Source organism: Pantoea folii, from assembly GCF_056678875.1.
The window spans coordinates 14,652-35,028 of sequence record NZ_JBWXON010000010.1 but is presented as its reverse complement, the minus strand read 5'-3'; the positions used below and the strand labels follow the sequence as shown (position 1 = coordinate 35,028).

The 20,377-nt window shown below is 48.2% G+C and carries 10 protein-coding genes and 2 pseudogenes; 8 read left to right on the top strand and 4 right to left on the bottom strand.

Features of this window, described 5'->3' with window-relative positions; genetic code table 11:
• The first annotated feature begins 317 nt into the window (after positions 1–317).
• Positions 318–1,976: a hypothetical protein gene (locus tag AC1MDE_RS12990; protein WP_480344609.1), complete on the top strand. Its 1,659-nt coding sequence runs from the start codon at positions 318–320 to the stop codon at positions 1,974–1,976.
• 237 nt (positions 1,977–2,213) lie between these two features.
• Here the strand turns inward: AC1MDE_RS12990 and AC1MDE_RS12985 are convergent, their stop codons facing one another.
• Positions 2,214–6,617 (bottom strand): ATP-binding protein, encoded by a 4,404-nt coding sequence (locus tag AC1MDE_RS12985; protein WP_480344608.1) that lies wholly within the window; start codon positions 6,615–6,617, stop codon positions 2,214–2,216.
• Between the two features lie 309 nt (positions 6,618–6,926).
• On the opposite strand from AC1MDE_RS12985, the gene AC1MDE_RS12980 reads away from it, so the two are divergent.
• Positions 6,927–7,760, top strand: coding sequence for a GIY-YIG nuclease family protein (locus AC1MDE_RS12980; RefSeq protein ID WP_480344607.1), 834 nt, complete (start codon positions 6,927–6,929; stop codon positions 7,758–7,760).
• Here the strand turns inward: AC1MDE_RS12980 and AC1MDE_RS12975 are convergent.
• Positions 7,692–8,228, bottom strand: coding sequence for a hypothetical protein (locus tag AC1MDE_RS12975; protein WP_480344606.1), 537 nt, complete (start codon positions 8,226–8,228; stop codon positions 7,692–7,694). The two genes, AC1MDE_RS12980 and AC1MDE_RS12975, sit on opposite strands and share 69 nt — an antisense overlap.
• Before the next feature lie 46 nt (positions 8,229–8,274).
• On the opposite strand from AC1MDE_RS12975, the pseudogene AC1MDE_RS12970 reads away from it, so the two are divergent.
• The 4 genes and pseudogenes from AC1MDE_RS12970 to AC1MDE_RS12955 form a co-directional block, all read left to right on the top strand.
• A pseudogene (locus AC1MDE_RS12970) lies at positions 8,275–8,441 on the top strand (phage integrase family protein); the annotation flags it as partial.
• A 762-nt stretch (positions 8,442–9,203) separates the two neighbouring features.
• On the top strand, positions 9,204–10,178 hold the full coding sequence (locus AC1MDE_RS12965) for an Abi family protein (protein WP_480344605.1): 975 nt from the start codon (positions 9,204–9,206) through the stop codon (positions 10,176–10,178).
• A gap of 38 nt (positions 10,179–10,216) precedes the next feature.
• A complete protein-coding gene (locus tag AC1MDE_RS12960; RefSeq protein ID WP_480344604.1) occupies positions 10,217–11,767 on the top strand; it encodes a KAP family P-loop NTPase fold protein in 1,551 nt (516 codons plus the stop codon).
• 750 nt (positions 11,768–12,517) lie between these two features.
• On the top strand, positions 12,518–13,402 hold the full coding sequence (locus AC1MDE_RS12955; protein ID WP_480344603.1) for a RepB family plasmid replication initiator protein: 885 nt from the start codon (positions 12,518–12,520) through the stop codon (positions 13,400–13,402).
• A 759-nt stretch (positions 13,403–14,161) separates the two neighbouring features.
• Here the strand turns inward: AC1MDE_RS12955 and AC1MDE_RS12950 are convergent.
• Entirely contained in the window at positions 14,162–14,812 is a 651-nt protein-coding gene (locus tag AC1MDE_RS12950) for a hypothetical protein (RefSeq protein ID WP_480344602.1), read from the bottom strand.
• A gap of 31 nt (positions 14,813–14,843) precedes the next feature.
• A pseudogene (locus tag AC1MDE_RS12945) lies at positions 14,844–15,581 on the bottom strand (tyrosine-type recombinase/integrase).
• A gap of 519 nt (positions 15,582–16,100) precedes the next feature.
• Here AC1MDE_RS12945 and AC1MDE_RS12940 point away from each other — a divergent pair.
• Positions 16,101–17,663, top strand: a complete 1,563-nt coding sequence (locus AC1MDE_RS12940) for an alpha/beta hydrolase (RefSeq protein WP_480344601.1) — start codon at positions 16,101–16,103, stop codon at positions 17,661–17,663.
• A gap of 369 nt (positions 17,664–18,032) precedes the next feature.
• Complete coding sequence (locus AC1MDE_RS12935) at positions 18,033–20,321, top strand: AAA family ATPase (RefSeq protein WP_480344600.1); 2,289 nt, start codon at positions 18,033–18,035, stop codon at positions 20,319–20,321.
• The last annotated feature ends 56 nt before the right edge of the window (positions 20,322–20,377 follow it).

Below are 20,377 nucleotides of genomic sequence, written 5' to 3'. Positions count from 1 at the left end.
CGCTAATGTCGTACGGGGAGATGCGGATGGTTACACCAATGGCATTTGATCGCACATTTAAGCTTGAACAATGAAATTTTATGGGACAATAGAACATTCCATGTGTTCATTTCATCATGAAGGCAGAGCTGGCATCCTTCTGAACACCACTTTTCGTCCCCTAGCCGGCTTCATGCTCTCGTGAAATCTTAAGATATATAAAGTGTCCCGGGCAGCGCGCAGCCTGCAGGTTTAGGTATAACATATTCTGTTGTAGCAGAGCTTTTACTTATTTAAATTGCATGTAGCCCGATATGGCCCCGCAACAGGATGTAAAGATGACCATAGAACAATGTTACCCTTTCAATCTCACTTCATTTGCCTTTCTTGCATTCGACTGTTTTGCTCTGGATAAAAATGCGCCAAAGTACTTCGGATTCGCTGAACTCATAAGTGGGCTCGCCTTAACATTAGTCGTTTGGACAGTTGCAGATCTTCGCTATAAATTTCGCATAGATACTACATGGCTTCCGGTAAGAGGGGCTTCGCTGGTGATCACCCCTGTAGTCGGTGTACTCGCGCTACTGACCGACTATTGGCGTTCAAGTCAGTCGCGTGTTCCGGCCGGTGGATGGCTGACACCCGAATCCTGGCAACTGCTGCTGGGAGGAGCCTTCTTTCTGATAATGGTGCTTTGGTTTTGGTTGGCTTTTTTCCGTCCGGCCAGATTCAGTCACTGGAACTGCGCTAAATTTTCCTCAAGTGTTGAGATGTATCTGTTGCGGGGTTCACCTTCCGAGCTCACGATTATTGGCGACGAACTGGCCAGCTCGGTTTCAAACATCGTGCGCCATGCACCAACTGCCGTTTCATCAGATAAGTTAACAAAAACGCAATTGCATGCACTCAAGCTGCTTCTGGCTATGGGGAGCCCAAAGTTTTGCCGTGCTGTAGTTGAAGGATCTCCGAGGCTAATCATTAATCTGTTCAACGCAGTAAGCGATCAAGGCAGGTACAGCGTAGAGTTTAAGATCATAGCCAAGAATCTTGTCACTGCTGCGATTGAAAACCGCAACTCATTTTTGTATAGCGAACAGGATTTTTATGCATCCGGTTTAGAAGGAGTTACCCGCCCTGTCACCACAGCTTTATGCCAGCGACCGGAAATGATCAGAGCTGTTGATACCTTGCTCAGCCCGGAATATTCACGAAGAGCACCATGGGATATTGAACAATGGAAGGCATATTTTCGCCTTGTACTCGAGGCGTTTACTGTTCATGTCGGTGGGGGTAAAGCCAATAAACCTAATTCATTGCATTCTGCATACCGACAAATGGCAAAAATCTATGCCGATCTTACGGAAGACCTTCAGCTAACAGACTTAACGCTCAACGACGAACTGGATATGCGACTACGTGTACTGGGCACGCAGATAAAAGACATGGTCGTCGTAATTAATGGCCTCAAACAACCGGTAGGTCACGCTACGAAAGATTTAGCCGATCTCATCTTCTCTCTGATTGAGGCAGCATCATCCGTACGCAAACCCCGGAAAGTATCAAGGAGGATCCAGAGCACCCGAATCTGGGACGATATTTTAAATTCTCCTGAATTACGGGAAGAGAATGGCTTGGCGATCCTGGAACAGGTTCACAACGATATATTGAATAAAATAAAGCATTTCCCAAATTTGGACAGCGTAAGACTTCTGGGATTCTGCCTTAATGTTTTGGGATTCAAACCTTCAGAGCACGATGAACTTTACGGTGAAACATGGCGAAATCTGCACATTAATTTGCTTGAATGGGTCAGACTGAATCTGGCATCGCTTATCAAAAAATACCCAGCCATTACACGAGAATGCTTTGTCGAAGGTATGACATTTGATACTGAAGAAAACCACCTTGTGATTCATCATTTAATAGGTGACGGAAGTGAGTGTAGAGAGGTGTTTAAGTGCGATAAGCCTTCTACAGAGGAAAATATCGCGCAGTGAAACATTTGGCCGAAGAATGCCATTACCCTTCCGTAAAAAAGGCAAAAGCGGAAAACCTGAACAATTGGGTATCACTCAGGATGCCCATCAGAAAAGAGAAGTAATGGCGCTGTACAGCCATTACTTCTTATAAAGTGATGGCTGCGCCAAAGGTTGCCTGGAAAGAGAGAAGTCATCCTGAGTAGCTGACTGGCTTTCCCTCGCCTCTTACCACCCTTACCTTATCCCGAGCCAGCGTCAGACATCAACAGGCAAGACTCTGGCCCATTCTGGCATCGATAACTGTAAGGTACGGGTATCTTCTAACACACACTTCACCATGGCTTCAGCGAAGTTCACCGCATCAGCAACCCGCCCCTGTTTTACAAGGAAATAAACCATACTGTCTTTTGGCGCTATACGTTTCGGATCCGAGTGAGGAAACATACTGAACGTAGTTAACTTCACAAATTCATCGCAACGTTTTTTATAGTGTTTAGAGACCTGGTCGAGCCTGAGATGGGTCTGCCCGCTATTCTCAATAATTCCATACCACCCGCCCTTGGCAATCTGTGCCTTTACCAGCAATTTCCACGCTTCCGCTGTTCTTCGCAACTTCAGGCAGGACAAGATGACATCATCAGCAAGCTCCTTCGCATGATTATCCTGATCCCCAGATTGCAAGGCCGCCAGCGAGCGCACTAATTCCCGGTCATGGCCTTTTTGCTGCCAGTACGAATACCACTCATGTAGGATTTTATTTCTTACTGCGTAGTCCCCAGTTATTTTGTTAATTAATCTATCAAAATCGGCAGGGCCAAAATCAGCGACATTGATACTGAAGGGGACAGGGACTGGCGTCTTGTCTGTTGTCGCCTCGGACTCGGCCACCAGTGGAATTCCTTCTCCCCCCTGAGCCACCTCATGAAGAAGACGTGTTGCATGCTCTGAGCCCGCTTCGGATAACTTAATCAGGTGTGGCCTGACAATGGCCAGATGAGCCGACTTTAACAATTCAGCCAATGACATCTGGTTCTCTACGCCCTGCTTAATATGAATTCTCAGACTATTTTCAGCCTGCCATTTTTCATTAGCGAGCGCGTGCTCTTCATATTTTGTCAGCAGCGCCGGTGTGTGCAATTTAGCCAGCAGCCAGTCCGCCTGTTCCAGGACCTGACGCGTTCCTCTTCCGTCCGTATAATCCAGAACATGATGAACCTGAGGAGCGACTGTTTGGAGGAGCCTCATGGCGTCATCGGGCGCTGCACTAACCAGATGCTCTAATCCATCAAGCGTCAGGCTGAGCGTATGATCCTTGCGATGGCCGTAGCCCACGGCAAGTTCCCAGACCTGGATACACAGCTCCCGGGCATCAGCCAGTAAACCATGCCTGAGTGCGATTTCACAAAGCTCAAGAGGCATAACTAGACGAACGCTGGTTTCCTCATCAGCAATGTCTCTGAAGCGCTCACGCTCTGACTGAATATATTCTGTTGCTGCGTTTTCAGATAAAGGTACCAGCATTTTCCTCACATACTGATACCTGAAATCACCCTGGCTAAACCAGTCACTTTGCTGGGCTTTCTTCAGAGCCTCTGCGCTCAAAGATAGATCTACTGAGCCAGCCCGCATGGAATCGATGAGAAAGACATCACAGGCAATGAGATGCAGGGCGCTCAGGAAAACGCTTTCGGACCGAGCGGCATATTTTTGCCTGGCGTAACGGCCGAAATAAAAGAGCGCTTCACCAGTAAGCTCATATATCTCTTCGAAGCCGACCCTTGCGCCAGCTTGCCACTTCTCTGCAACTTTTTGAGCCACCTCGGTCAGGGCATCAAGATAGTTATGTAACCTGTCATAAAGCTTGACCTTTTCAGCTGGCAGGAATGAGAACAGGATTTCTGGTGCTTTATTGTTAGACAGAGAGAGGTATAACGAACTGAAAAACCAGTGATGTGCGTAATCAGTGAACCTTTCATTTATTTCTTCATAATCACCCTTCATCCAGGTAAAGGGCACTGGCTGCGCAGGGGAATGCGCATTATTACCCATTAATACCTGAACCGTTGCCAGAAAGGGGGTCATCACCAGACCTTCCGCGTCATCCCACGCAGTATCATCGACATTTGAATAGATGAAAGCACGAATATAAGAATCTGTTAAAATCGCTCTTTTCCCTTGATCCTTAATATCCATTATCAGCTCAAAAAGAGTGCCTGCCTCCCCGCTCTCAACAATTAAGCGAATCGGGTGCATCCATACTGCTCTGTCATTGTCTTCAATAAAGCTCAGCAGATTGATGTACTCTTGGCTCATGAACCCAAGTCTGGAAAGTACTTCCAAAAGGTAGTGAAACTCCTCACGTCCGGCGCGCGTAGAATAATATTGCGATGACTGGCAGGACATTCTTAAGCGGTGCAGGATCTCTTCACCGCACTGGTCTGCCTGATACTGACAATCTCTGAATTGCAACGCCAGTCCTAACGCGGCGACCTCAAGAATATTGCTTTCATGACGCGATGAAAATGCCTCATCAAGGACACTGTCGAGGGATGTCAGAGCTAAGGTATACCCCTGCAACCTGGCCTGGTCATCGCTTTGAATCTGGGAGTCCCGATGTAACACTCGATTACTCAAATGCTCTATCCGGTAAGCGTCAGCAAAGCGCCCGGTATCAAGCGCAGCTTCCAGCGCATCACTCAGCAAAGTTTTGAAGAGCGTCTCCGGGAAGCCTTCTTCAATGCGCGACATCACCCAGTCACGCGTTAAACCCGTAATGAGATTATCGGGGCTCCCGGCGCGCGCCTGAACGGACCATAACCAGTTAACCCGGAGAGAGTCAGGCGCTGAATTCTCAATCCAGTGTATGACGTGCGGCAGGAGAGACTGAATGCGCGCATCAAATTCATCGGTTTCACGTACAAAAACGGCGAGGCTCTCATGGAAGACTTTGCGCCCCGCCGGGGATTCATACAGCAAGTGGGCGACCGCGGGGATATCGGGGAAAGCCGTCTCGGACGCTCTCGCTATGGCCGGAAATGCTTTATCTGGCCAGAAAAAAGGAAATGCACTGATAAGGCGCAATATATCTTTCAGACTGGGGGGAAGACCGTACCACAGCGAGGCATAGTACGTTCTGGCATCTTTACTGAGATCCCCTTTCAGATCGTTCACTCGCCACGCCGTAAGCACACCGCCGGCATGAATCAGCTCTTCTGTGGCATAGATAACGTGTAAGGGGTGACCATTGGTCTTCTCACGAAGAGCTGTGGCGGTCTTCGCTAAGTCAGCCTCCTGTTGCCCTGGCTCATTGCCCGATGTTGATATTCTTCCCTGACTCACCACTTTTTCCAGGTATAACCGTATGGCATATTCAGACATGGCAGGGAGCGTAACCCAAGCGCTCCTGGGGGCATGAACTAACAATTCAACAGGAAGTTGTGCATCTTCAACAGGCTGGGTTCCCACAATCAGCACGACATTTTCCGGGCAAGGCAGCAGCTGGCAGAACAGGTCATCGAGAGGTCGTTTGTCGCGAGCATTGGTTCGCCAGACGTGGTCCAGGCCATCAATGATCAAAACAAACACGGTTCCGCGTGCTTTGCACCATCTGCCACAATGCTCAAGTACGCCCCGAAAATTACCACCGTGATTTAACTCCTGATGGATCTGCATTATCTGCGACTGAATCGACTGTACTACGGCATAACTATGAATGCGGTCGCTGCCCCTTTCCGTCGTAGAAAGATAATAATGATGGCGAACACAATGGACGCCCCGGCCAGATAACTCTTCGCAAACTTTACTGAGGTAAGTGCTTTTTCCACGTCCGGGAGGCCCGGATAAAACGATTACGTTTTGGCTTTCCTCATTAAGGCCAGCTATGAAATTCTGATGAAAATCTTCATCAGGTACACAGTACCCCTCAGGTATATAAAAGTTTTCTGGCAGCGGGGCTGGAGGTTGTGCCTGCAGGATATTTTGGACGTCTTTCAGATGGATCCATCCATCAGGTGGGGGATTGTTTTGACGAATGGCCCAGTCAATCGCAACCTTCTGCAGATGAAAAATGCCCTGCGGTGTCCCATGAGGAAGCAATCGGGATTCAATTTCCTGTTCAAGGCGTTCATAATTTTTATCGCTGTGCTTGACACAAAGATGGCGGAAAAAACGCGAGCAGGCATCAAGAGATCCCAGTGCTTCCACCAATCTTTTCTTAGTTTCATCTGTGACTTTATCAAGGCAGAACTTGTTATTGACAAGACAGGCTTCAATCTCAGCATCTGGCCGGCGATTTGTCAGAAGCACAATTTCTCCAATGGAGGAAACATCAAGCGTGTTAAACGCATCGAACCATTTCTTCAGCATTGAGCGGGATCTGTTTGTTCTGCCTGACCTCTCCAGCATCCAGTCCCAGCTCAGCAGGTGTGCATCCGGGTTGGGCGTGAACTTTACCTGCATCAGATCGATTCTGCCGTCACTCCGTACTGCAACAATATCGTCAAGCGCCTGAGGGGCTTCATTTTCGATGTCGCACTCGAACTTAACGCGCTGGTACCGGTGTGGGTTATCCAGCCAGTCACAGAGTATTTTCAAACCCTGTCGAGTCTGGTAGACGTAACCGGCAGAGGTAATTGCAGTGTTCTTAATGAGTTCAGACATGAGAGTAGTTTTATAAAAATATCATGACGAAGATACTAAAGAGAACTCACCGTTATGTCTCTTGTTAAAATCTCTCACTAAAACACTGTGTGTGGGAGAAAGCATTTCTGAATTAAATTAAACCGTGGTTTTCCTGTTATCAATAAATCAGCTCTCGGCGGCATTATATAGAGCACGGGCTTAAACATGGCACCCTGATCTGAACAGGTCATTGCTTATCGCTGGCATGGCAGTCAAATTCATCATGCCAGCCCCAGCTGATCAGAACGTGCCATGGCTGAGTGAAAACTTATTGAGGAAGAGTAAAAAATGCTCTTGATGGCTTATCTGCAAACGCTTATCCCCAGCATCTCACCCGATGTCACCAAAATTCATCTGGCTCGTCATAATGGGCATGACGATCCCCTGGATGTTTATATTGCCGGTGATTTTGATGAATGGCAAAGGTGGCAGTCAAAACGAAACTTTTCACGCCCATATGTTGTATCTCTTGTTCAGGCAAAACACTCTCAACGATGGCTTTATGCTGGTACCTATAGAGTTGCAGGTGTGGAAGATAAGCAGTTAAGGGATGAGTCCTGGCAGCAAGATTTCTATCGATATAACCTGGAAAGAATACCCGAAGGGGATCGCTATGCGGGGCGTTTATATGTGCATTCAGTTTATAAAGGCCGAACCTCATTTCTGAATGCTGAAACGCTTGACGCAGATCTTGAGATTGCGGAAATCACCCCCGTAAAACTGACATTTGGTGATTTTCCTGGCTACAAGAACCTGGTACTGACGCGAGACCAGCTGGCTCTCATCATCCGAAACGATCTCTCCACATGGCGAACTGCGCTTGAAAATGTGACGGGCGTTTATCTGATTACTGACACCGTCAGCGGTATGCTTTATGTCGGTATTGCAGGCGGCGCCGAGGGGTTCTGGGGGAGATGGAGCAACTATATGACTTCTGTTCACGGCGGTAATGTAGGACTTATCAAAGAGCTAGGCGGAGCCTCCCCCGAAAGACTTCGCGGCCTGAGCTTCTCAATTCTTGAAGTCATGGACCCGAATGCCACTAAAGAGGAGTTATTCTCCCGGGAATCCCACTGGAAGAACATATTGCTGAGTCGTAGTCTCGGTTATAACCACAACTAAAGCTCTGAAGACAGGATTTCTGTGCATTATTCTGGCATGACGGATTCCTTCTGGCTGCCATGGCCTGATTGCGCCACCATGACAGCCGTTTGTCTGTTCCTCAGCTTCTACACACATATTGCGTTTATTCTGGCAACGCGTAAGCGACGAGTTTAGTGCTTGTTTTGCTTTGAGACCCGCATTCCCCGGGGCTGCAATAACAATTATCTTCCGTCCACTGCGGGGAGCCTTATAAGTCATTGGCACAACATTTCCTCCGCCCGGCAGCCTCGACTCCCAAAGCTGTCTCCCCGTTGTCATTTCAAATGCCCGGAAAGTGTGTTCCTGTAATGCAGCGATGAAGGTTAAGCCACCTCGGGTCACCAGAGAGCCCCCAACTACAGGCGTACCCGGAACGATGGGGAGGTTAGAAGCGAGTCCGAAAGGACCACTGTCACTGAACTGGAGTGACCCCGTTCCTGTAGACATTCACTGTCCTCACGACGAGGCCTCTTCGAAGGCTTCTGGACTGACGCCTCTCAAGGCGCTGCAGAGTCTGCTCCGCTACAAAGCGCCAATTCAACGGAGATCTATACCCGGATGTTTGCACTGGACGTGGCAGCGCGGCACCGGGTACAGTTTCAGATGCCGGGCAGTGAAGCGGTAAATTTGTTGAAATCGATCCGGAACGATTCAACATAACATCCGTTTTGTCTATTTTATTAAGTGATTGATAATATATAGATATTTTTTCTCACTCACGTTTTAGTGGCTATTCATATGTTGGTTCGGAGATGAATATTAAAAACTGACGATTTAGCGCCGGACTTAACCGTTCTCTGCATCCTGGAATACGTCAACGCGCTATGGCAGAAGCACAGAGATATTTTGCAGCGTTTAACCTTTCTGAACGGCTGCATCTGATTGCCGGAACTTGGTACAGTGGGTAGATGCAAGCAAATATTTTCTCGGTAATGATTTCTCTATGGACTCAGCAGGCAATAGTCTTTTTACGCTGACCGGCCAGCCGCAAAACGTCACGCTTTTTTCTGCCTTTGGAACGGTTAAAACTACGATCCCTATTGAACCAGAACACAAGACCTAAAGTGATGATGTGCAACCCCATAAACAGCGGCATATTTAGGTTTTAAGACGGCAGCTGTATCAAAGCCTATATCCGGCTCGCAAAGCCAGTCGGATATAGGGTGCGGCCGCCGCGGCAAAAACCTGCTGAAAGGTATGCCTATTGCCGTTGACATACCTCAAAGCTTCTTGCCTGATCCGCGAAGCATCTGGCTTTTGGAAGAAGCCTGAACCCCTGCAGCCTGCAAAAAGGGTTGACCTATATACAAGCCGTTGATAGATTAATCTTAACAACACCTGCCTCGCCTATGTTCTCTCAGGAGATTATGCGCAAACTGGCGGGTTTTTTTTTGGCTTTTCCACGGAACGGTGAGGTGATCAGTGGCCAGGGGAGCATCACGCAGCAAAATCGCTTATGAAAAACCGACAAGCCTGCCCGGGGATCTGATTACCAAGCTGCGTATGCGCGGGCTGCACATTGAGGACGAACACGTTGCCGAAAATGCGCTCCGCTTCGTAGGCTACTACCGGTTGCGTGGTTACTTCTATCCTTTTTACCGGATGACGGACGAGCGCGTGCCTCATGTATGCGAACCCAAACAGTTTCTCTCCGGCACTACTCTCAGTCAGGTCATCGATCTGTATGAATTTGACCGACGCCTCAGGCTCATCATTCTGGAACAGATCCAGAAGGTCGAAGTGGCCCTGCGCACCAGCCTGTCAGAACACATGTCTGCCCGCTACGGCGCCCACTGGTTTATGAATCTGGCCATCATGCGGCCTGACTACGATCATCAGGAGTTTTTCCGTCAGATAGCCGGTGCCAAAGAGGTGTTTATTCAGCACTATCGGGAACGGTACAGCACGCCCGTGTGTCCGCCGTCTTGGATGATTACCGAGGTCATGACATTTGGTACCTGGTCGGCGATGTATGCCAGTATTCCCGTCAGCGATCAGCGCGCGATTGCTCGCATGTTCAGTCTTAACAGCCATGACGTACTGGGATCCTGGTTCCACACGCTTTCGCATCTGCGCAACCTGTGCGCGCACCATAATAGGGTATGGAACCGGCACTTCATGGTGTTTGCACCCATGCATAACAATGGTTGTGAGCATCATTTTGCTCAGCGCAAGCATACGCTTTACTGCAGGCTGGCTATCCTCAAGTATCTTTCGGATCAGGTTTCCTGGAGTGACGGGCTTAAAGAGCAGCTTGAAACGCTTATGACACAGCCTCCGGCCTGCGTCACGTGGGATAAAATGGGCTTCCCCGAAAACTGGGCGCGCGATCCTCTATGGGCCCGGCCTGTGAATCCACCCGTACAAAGCGCTCATCCGGATCAGACCGGAGGCTAATAAGCCGGCCGGGCCGTCCGACATGACGTGAGGTGACAATGAAAACGCTTCCTGAAAGCCTCAGATTCGACTGGTCGATGCCGCAGACTGATTTGCCGGCCGACGCCATGGATCGCGCATCACACGCGCGGTTCCTGACTACTCTGCTGTTGTCAAAAAGCGAAACGGGCAGCTACGTACTGAACCTCAACGCCGGCTGGGGCGCGGGCAAATCCTGGTTTCTGCGCCGCTGGCAGGCCGAGATTGGTCACGTCTATCCGACCGTCTACGTGGACGCCTGGAAAAACGATCACCTACAGGATCCGCTGCTGAACGTGGTGGCTGAAATCCGGCGCAGCCTTATTGCCCGCACCGATAAAGCGTCACTGGATTCACGCCTGCTGAAGGGCACGTGGCGTCTTTTCAAAGCCGTCGCGCCGGAAGTCACCAAAGCACTGCTCAAAAGCCGGTTCGGTATTGAAACAGAGGCGCTGGCGAAACTCCTGAGTGACGATGGCTCAGCCGACGTCGGCGCAAAGCTGGTTGAAGCCGCGCTGCAGGCGCACGAAGAGGCCGGCAGCAGCGTGGAGGAGTTCCGCGATGGCATAGCAGGCTGGCTACGGGCCGTTATCAATACCGCATCCCCGCCGCTGAGCTATCCATTATTTGTGTTCATCGACGAGCTGGACCGCTGCCGCCCTACTTACGCCATTGAGATGCTAGAGACCATCAAGCACATCTTCAGCATTGATCACGTAGTGTTCGTCATCGCCACCGACAAGGCTCAGCTGCAGCACTCCATCAGGGCGATCTACGGTGGCGGCTTTGACTCACGTCTGTATCTGGACCGCTTTTTTAACCGCTCAGTGACTCTCAATGAGGTCAGCCGGAAATCGTTCATTAAGGAGCGCTATGACCAGCTGGCGCCGTTGCGGCACTATTGCGCCAGCGATCCCTGCGCCATTCTGCTCCAGGACACCCCCAATCGGGAGGTCGCAGTTATTGAAATCCTGACCGGCATCGCGGACGGATTTTCCATGCCGCTGCGCACCGTCGACCTTTGGCTAGACCGCCTTGCAGCGGCCATTGCGACCTCCACGAAAAAGCCGGATGTGCCTTTCCTGGCGTTTCTGATGGCGATCGAGACGCACGCGCCTGACAGGCTCGAAGAGATGGCCCGGGGACGCCTCATTTTTGCCACGCCAGGAGTTGAGCCAGCTGAAGCACTTCCGTTTAAAGGTTTCACGCTGCAGCTGCGTTGGAATTACCTCGCCTGTGCAGAGCATATCGGAGTCGACCGGGAGCGCTATGCCGGACGGCTCGTGCAGATATTTAACTCAAAAGTCGGTATGGTGCACTACTTTCTGGCGCTCAGGGCAGGACTGACGGACTCCGGGGGGAAACAAACCGACCCTGCGGCGTTCCTCAGAAACAGCTTCAACGATTATCTCCGCGATCAGCACCCGAGGGCGTCGGTTCATCAGGGAGATAGTACCGCCAACGCTTACCATCAGGAGGTGACGCACATTCTCAGGCTCAGGCATGCAGAAAACCACCTCACGCTCGGCGACTACTATGCGCTATGCCGTCTGGCTACGCATCTAGAATAAATCGCGTGGCGCTGATTGCCTGCGGAGGCACGGCCTGCGTCAAGCAGCAGCTTGCGCGTGTTATCCTATCCTACGTAAATTTCTCCTGGTTGTATGCCGCTACGTTGAGCGCAAACACCTGCACGTTGATGACAGTAGACTCCCCTTCTTGTGCCTGTAGCTGAAGAACAGGCGCATCGCAAATGAATACAATAAAGCCCCTGGCAGGCCGTAAGCGGAAAGATGATACCGTTACGGACCACAGTGGTTTATTGCGCTTCGGTTTAAAGGTTGCAATGTACTGCGCAGTTACTCCATAAACCACTTATCTGTAATGGACACGATGCGATCCGGCAACTGGCTCTGTTCCATGCGCGTTCAAATGGACTTGATTTAAACAGAATATAACGGTGAGCGGCCATACTGTTTACTGTATGGTCGTGAGGCGTTGGGCAAGCCATCAGGCGCGGCAGTTTTTTGGTTTTATCAACATATCCACTGGATAGATCAATTCTTTTAAGATCATAAGAAGATCATATTGAGATCATTAAAAGATCAAAGGAGATCACCAGCGCTCTATCTTTATGATCTAACTAGGAAAAACACTACTTTTGGTATCTACTTTCATGAGGAAGGTATTTACTTTCATGTGTTAGGTATCCACTTTCATGGAAAAGGTCTCTACTTTCATGGAAAAGGTATTTACTTTCATGCTATAAAGGTATCTACTTTCATGATGATGCGATCTTACTGACCTGTGGGTGTGGATAAGTGGGAAACGACAACAAAGTCATAGACATAAAGAATCCTTTTGCGATCGTAAAAAAGGATTCAGAAACAGTTTATCTACTGGAGCCGAACAGCAACAAAACCGTTCAGCCGGTGGCATTGCTGCGTCTGAGCGTCTTCACACCCGTGGCGCCAAAGGAAAAAGGAAAGCGTGACTTTCTGATCGACGCATCAGACGAACTCTCCAGTCTGGAAGTCGCAAAGCGCGAAGGCTATACGGATATCAAGATCCAGGGCGCCAAGCTGAGCATGTCCACGGATTTCAAAACGTGGCTTGGCATCATTATGGCCTTTTCTACTTATGGCTACAGCAGCGAAACCATTCGCCTCCCCTTTACCGAGTTCGCCAAGATGTGCGGCATCAAGTCCGCGGATCTCAACGCCCGCTCGCGCAAGCGCCTGCACGATTCGCTTTTCAGCATTTCCAGCGTGACGCTCGCCTTCAGCAGTAAGGATGGCAAGAAATCTATGTTCTCACACCTAGTGCAGCGTGCGGTGCTGAACATGAACACGGATACGGTGGAGATCACGGCGGACAGCAATCTGTGGGAACTGTATCGCTACGATCATAAAGTCCTGCTGGGCCTCAAGGCGCTGTCCGAACTGTCCCGTAAGGAAGCCGCACAGTCACTGTATATCTATTTTGAGAGCATGCCCGGCGGTACGCTCTACATCTCCATGAAGCGCCTCAGAGAGCGTCTGGCGATGGGCTCTCCCGTCAAGCTGCAGAACTCCATCATCAGGCGTGCTATGGCTGACCTGAAGAAGATAGGCTACATCGATTATACCGAGCTGAAAAAAGGGCGTGAGATTCAGTTTGTCATCAACAGCCGTTCTCCCAAGCTTCAGGCGTTACCCGGTCACTAATCTCCCCCAAAGGTATTCACTTTCATGCAGACGGCTCAGAAGCTTCTGCTTTCAAGAGGTGAACGTCAAAGGTATCTACTTTCATGACAGTCTGGCGGAAACTTATGGCATACCTGTTGCACTCAGGGTATTTACTTTCATGTATCCCGTCGGAAGGTCGCCCACCCCTGACGTCACTGGACGTTTTTCGGTCTTTGCTTTAATACAGACATCCGCTGAGGTCTCTACTTTCATGATTATCCCGTAGTAAAGGTATCCACTTTCATGGAAAACGCGCAATCGTCACGTAACTGTTCATGAAAGTAGATACCTCTCTAAGGGGCGATCGGTGTATCTTCATGAAAGCAGATACCTTTCAGGCTGTGTTTATGGACTGCAGCATGAAAGTAAATACTCTTTCATGTTAGCAATTCCCCGGGAGGTCGGGTTTAATGCAAGTAGATTCCTTCATCATGTAAGTAAATACCTTCCATCGGGTTACGGCCCCCTACATGATTTAAAAGTATGTAAGTGAGTGGTTGCAAACTGTCAATGACAGGTATACCAGGCACGTTAACCCTGAGCTACAATCCGGCAGACTGGGTTGAGCATAATTTCTGCCTGAGGCCGCATGGAGGAACCGGGGATCGTGAGAAGGTATTCACTTTCATGCAGGACTTAGGTTTCAGTCTGTCAGGACTTTCCCGTTTCACCGTTAATCATGAAAGTAAATACCCCTCCCATGTTGCTACACTGTCCCCTTTTCCCCGGTGAAGCCTGTCACCTGCACCCATCACTAGATCCCGTCTCCCGGTTATTAAATGCTTCCAAATCAGCCACCATGACCCGGGTCATGGCTGGTGTTGGCACTGATGAAAACATCAGCCACGGAAAACACCAGGTGACCATATTTAGCAAGATTGCCGGTGCAATGTACTCAATCCCGGCCTTCCACCCTGTCAGACCGGAAATCGCCAGAACCAGGCCGAACGACAGGGGAAGGTTCACGTATGCATACCCCCACCATGCGCGCCGGCACCATTTTTTATCAAAACTGATCTGACCGTCATGTTCGCTGAGCCAGCTGCGCCATGCTGCCAGGTAACGCGGCCGCTGATTAAACCGGTGACAGAACTCAACCGCCAGAGGCTGCAGCCTGTGATTAAATATTCCTGTAAGCGGATGCAGTGCGAGCTGCTTTAGTTCACGCTCTGCGAGTTCCTTCGCCTCATCACTCAGGTATTCCATTGTGCGGATGTGTACCAGACGCTGTTTTTTACGGTTCAGGAGGTCGCGTATAAACCCGGACGGATCGGCTTTCACCAGCCACGCGTATATAAGCGTCGCCATCATCAATCCCGCCATCACCAGCCAGACCTGAGAGCCCAATTTAAAAAACAGCTCCACGGCTTCAATTATTCCTGCAGGCATTCTGTGTTACTCCTTTATCTGATATTTGTATTCAGCCCGGCGGCAGGCTTCTCAGCACCGCCGCCGCTTCCACGGCCTGCCCGCTGAACGACACGTTCAGCGTGGCCGCCACGTCGAGCGCAAACACTCTCGTGTATACCTCTATCGATCGCGCATCCTTGTGTCCCGCCAGCGCCTGAATCACCTTGAGCGGCTGTCGGTGGTACAGCAGGTGTATGATGTACGAGTGACGGAACGTGTGCGGCGTCACCGGAATAGAAAAGTGCACGCCGTCGTCCGCGGCGCGCGCCACCGCTGCCTTCAGCCAGTTGCGCATGGTCTCGTCGTCACCTGCCAGAGCGGCTCGCGGCGCCTCGGCCGCTCGCTCGCGAGCCAGACCTCGACCTGACGGACGTAGGCGGGATCGGTGAGCGGCACCAGCCGCACCGCGTCCTTAGGCGGACGGCCGCGCCGGCTCCTGACCTTCTCAGACAGAATTTTCACGAACGGCCGGGGGCCGTCTATCACAAACGACTCGGGCGTCAGGCTGCAGGCCTCGCCGATCCGCGCGCCGATGTTCCACAGCGTGCTGAACAGAAAGTGGTGGCGCCGGTCCGGCATGTAGTGAAGCAGCGCGGCGACTTCGGGCGACAGTAAATAGAAAGGCGTGGCGCCGTTAGCGGTGGCCATGCGCCGCAGCGCCACCGCGGTAGCAAAATCGGCACCGGGCGCGAAGGCGAGCGCGGTGACGCGCTCTGGCGAGTTCTGCTGAGGAATGGAGACTGTTCATCCGTTAATTTTCACGTAGCGATGTCTGTTCATATATATGGCTATTTTCGCCCGGTGGACGTTCGGGAACCAGATCAATAAATCGCGGAAGAAGGATCCGATATTTGGTTTTACCCTCAGATTAGAGGGTTATCCAAACCCCGTAAAGGGTCCCATTTTCCCGGAAAACCGCCCTTTTCCTTGCGGCACAGGGCCTGCGGGCCCGATCCCGCCGTTTGGTATAAATGGGGTAATACCAATAAAAGAAACAACACTGCGCCCCCTTGCAACGTCTGGACCGATTGACGCTTTTGGGTAAAATGAATTTCTTTTGTTTACTGGCAGGACTCTTTACAAGTTCGGCTGCTTCCAAGAGTCATATCAGGACCGGACTTATCAGATCCACTTTTGAACATGGGTTTTGTTGATATTTTCCACATTCAATGAAAATCTGGTCGAAAATTGTTCGTTTTTTAAATACAATTCTCCGCTCACCATCTGGTTGTAAACGGGTTTAGCTCACCAAGATAAAGGGTAATAAATGGACATTAAAAACTCTTCAAACCTAGATTTAATTCTTTCAGTGCTGTACTTGAAGGTAATGGGGATTTACAAAAATACAAACAGCATAAGTTATGTTAAAATATTCGATTCTTTATCAAATAATGATAAATATAACCAAATTCAATACACGGTCAGAAGAAAAGACTATGAACTCTTAAATGAGTTTTTATATGAAAAAAACCACAAGGCACAACCTGGTAGTGAGGTTGTCGAACGTCTTTTAAAAATAATGTCGATAGGTTCGAATGATTCTTTTTTAAGATATCATATAATCAGATCGAATGGTTTTAAATTGGACGTGCTAAAAGCTAATGGCCGGGAATTAGTCAGCGGACAGATGCCATGGTTAGAAGGTTCTTCAAAATCAGATAGTGTATATAATTATCTGATTAGAAATACTAAGAGATTTTATAGAGATACAGATTCGAAAGTAATAGATAGAACCATCAATGAAGCTGTGTTTTTATTCAAAGATGATCCAAGTGAAAATATAAGCTCAGCAATTACACATTCAGTAGGGAAAGAAAAAAGAAGAAGACAAAAAGAAAACTTCAACTTATTGGTTGAGGAAAATTTTACGAAGGTAAATATATTCTGGGGAACAAACAGAGCAAGCGTAATTACTCCTCTTGGATTTGAGTTCACTGATGAGAGGAATAATAATTCTGCAGAAGAACTCCGTGTTGGACGTTCAAGTATTACGATACCAAAAAAACATGATGTGGGTGCTCTTGAACGACCAAAGCGTTGGCTGGGTATATTTAAAAAAGAGCAAGAAAATATTAATGACCATATCGTAATACATTCTTCAGAGATTATGAGTAGATCTGATTGGGTATCAGCCTTCATGAGCGAAAATCACGAAAATGAAGGATTGTTATTCATTCATGGATATAACTGTAGCTTTGATGATGCCTTATACCGGGCTGCACAACTAAAATATGACCTTAAGTTCAATGGTCCTACATTTTCTTTTAACTGGGCTTCTCGTGCGAAAGTCTTGAGGTACACTTCTGATGAAGAAACTATCCGGTGGAGTAAACATCACCTTGAGGAGTTACTAAATATTATTTTATCAGATGATAGAATTAATAAACTTCATATTGTCGCTCATAGTATGGGAAATCGTGCATTAATAGATTTGGTTGAGAAATGGCCGGAAGGGATAAATAAAGTGCATACGTTGATCCTTGCTGCACCAGATGTGGATGTTGATATTATCAGGAAAATCGAATCAAACTTCGCAAAATACCAAAATGTAACTCTGTACTCCTCTGATACGGATCTAGCGATTAGTGCATCAGATTTCGTACATGACAACAAACGTGCTGGAAATTCCCAACCACCTTGTGTTTTCAATAACATTGAGACGATCGATGTAAGTGAAATAAAAAGGCCGATCTTTTCATTAGGTCATAGCTATTATGCTGAGACTATCAAAGTATTTACTGATATGTACTATCTGATAAGAAATATTCCTGTAATTCAGAGGGTTAATATTCAACTTAATGCTGACTTGAAATATTATTTCATTAAATGAGATTGGAAAATTTCATGTCAGGCTTCTCAGGTGGTTTTCAAGCAGTTCTGTTCTATAGGAGTGATTTATTAAACAATGAGATTTATGGCATTGAAGAATGATGATATAGCTGGATTTTAACTGGTAAGTACCCAGTTTACCGAAGGCTAAATTTTGATAGCCTTTCGATATGCAGTTAAACTTCGCCGATATATGAGTGTAGAGCGCCTGACGTACAGGGCGCAAAAAACTCCGATGGCTGGAAGTTTTAAGTTTACACGGCTCTGGGATCTCTATTATCCCGAACTCGCCACTCTTTCAGAATCTATTTCTCACTGCTGAGTATTATGCTCAGATAATTAATTTAATACGAATGATAAGGATATTAATGTGTTAGAAAGAATACAAAAAATCACTTCAATCGGCCTTTTTTCTGACATCCGCCCTGCCAGTTTTCAGTTTCGCAAACTGTCGATGATTTACGGTGATAATGGTCGAGGAAAGTCTACGCTGGCAGCTCTGTTTAAATCATACGGTGAGAATAATGCACAACTCCTGACTAACCGCCGAACTATCGGTTCAACACTTCCACAGAATATCGAATTGCTCTTTTCTCATGGGAACCGCGCGGCTTTTGACGGCGCGGGCTGGAGTGCTCAATATTCAGGAGTGCATGTATATGATCTTGATTTTGTTGAAAGTAGTGTTTACTCCGGCGGGGAGATAAATGCAGCTCATCGAAAGCGTCTGCTGAGTTTTGCTTTAGGAAAACAGTCTGTTTCCGCGATGAAAGCTTTTAAAGATGCTACTGATACTGCCACAGAAAAGACCAGTATTCGGAAATTAGCAGAGGGAAAACTTGAGCGTTATCGAGGTAAATTAACACTCTCTGCATTTGTTAAACTTAAAGATATTCCCAATGCTATTCAAGAAATCGCTGATCTTGAGAAGCAATTGCGTCAGGCAGACAATATGTCCTCTCTGCAAACTCGTAAAATTTTCCTGCCACTTCCCCTCTTTTCTCCTGACATTGATGGCCTGATGGCTATTCTTGCAATGACCCATGAACAATTAAGTTCAGAGGCCGAGCAGATTGTTAAGGCTCATGTTGAACATATCGGCATATCTGGTTTCAGGGCATGGGCACACAGCGGTCTCGAGTACCTGAAGGATGAATGCTGTCCATTCTGTAAACAAAGTGTTTCTGGTGTACAAATTATTGAATATTATAAAGAATGCTTCGATGATGCGTATAACCGCCTGACAATTCAGGTAGCAACGTTGGATCAACTAAAGCAAAAGATATTATCTTCTTTCAATCTTCCCCTTCTACAAAGCCTGATGGAGCAAGCTGATTCCTTAAAAAACACCTGGGCTAATGAACTGCACCTGGAACTTGTGTTTCCGGATCAGGCGAAAATTAAACAGCTTCACGACCAGATGGGGGTCTTACTGACAGAACTCATCGCGCTTAAAAAATCGTCACCATTAACAGCCGTAGACGCTGAACTTACTGGCAAGTGTTTAACGCTCTTAAAATCCATTAATGACTATGTTGCCGCCTACAACGAGAGCGTAGAAACCGCTAATGTCAGTATTACAGCTTATCGTCAGCAGTTAACTCAACTCCCTGTAGTTCAATATCGCCAGCGCCTGACTGAACTTCGGGATCGGCAGATAAGATTCTCCGAAGAAGTGCTCCTTCTCATTGAGGCAATTGCTAAAGCAAAAGATGATGAGAAATCCGCCCTGGCAAACAAAGAAGCGTTAAGAGATGAACTCAACACATTAATGCAAAACACCTTGGGGCAGTATGAGCAGGCCATAAACACTCTTCTGGACAGCTTTGGTGCAAGGTTTCAGATTCGGGAAATCAGCTACAACTACAGTGGTGGTGGCGAACCTAAATCGGAATACGTCATTGAGCTCAAAGGTGAGAAACTCGCCCTCAGCGGCGAAGTCGCTTCGTTCCGCACATCACTGAGCGAAGGAGACAAACGCACTCTCGCCTTTGCATTCTTTATTGCAGTGGTAATGAATGATGCAGAGTTACAGGATAAAATTGTAGTTATAGACGATCCTATGTGTAGCCTTGACAGGCATCGCCGCACTCAGACCCTCAATGTCCTCAAAAAGATCTATGACAGAAGCCATCAACTTATCGTCATGGCCCATGACATGTATTTTCTAAAATCACTTCGCGACGAATTTGAAAGAAAAAAAGAACTGCAGAATGTAATGTCACTGCGGATCGTTCATTTGCATGGCGATCACAGTGATTTTTCGGCTTTAGATATTGATAGGGAGTGTGAGTCCGCATATTACAGTAACCACAGGATGGTCAGCGGTTATCTTTCAGGTGAGGCATATGTTGAGAGAGATGTAGCCACGGCTATAAGGCCTCTTCTCGAAGGGTATCTTCACCGACGTTATCCGGGGCACGTTCCTGCCGGGTTGCTGTTCGGCGAAATCGTCAGGAAGATTTCAGCTGCTGCAGAAGACAGCCCTCTTTACCATGCGCGCGAGTTGGTAGAAGAGCTTACAGAAATCAACACTTATGCCGGGAAGTTTCATCATGATACCAACGCCTCTGCCGGAACAGAAATGGTTGCTCCCGGTGAATTGCGTGCCTACTCACGCCGAGCACTCGCGGTTGTTTATGGTGGTCGTGTCGCTTAGAACCGAAGTTGATAAAGCACCATTCATTTGATTCATCAGGTGGCTGTAAGAAACGA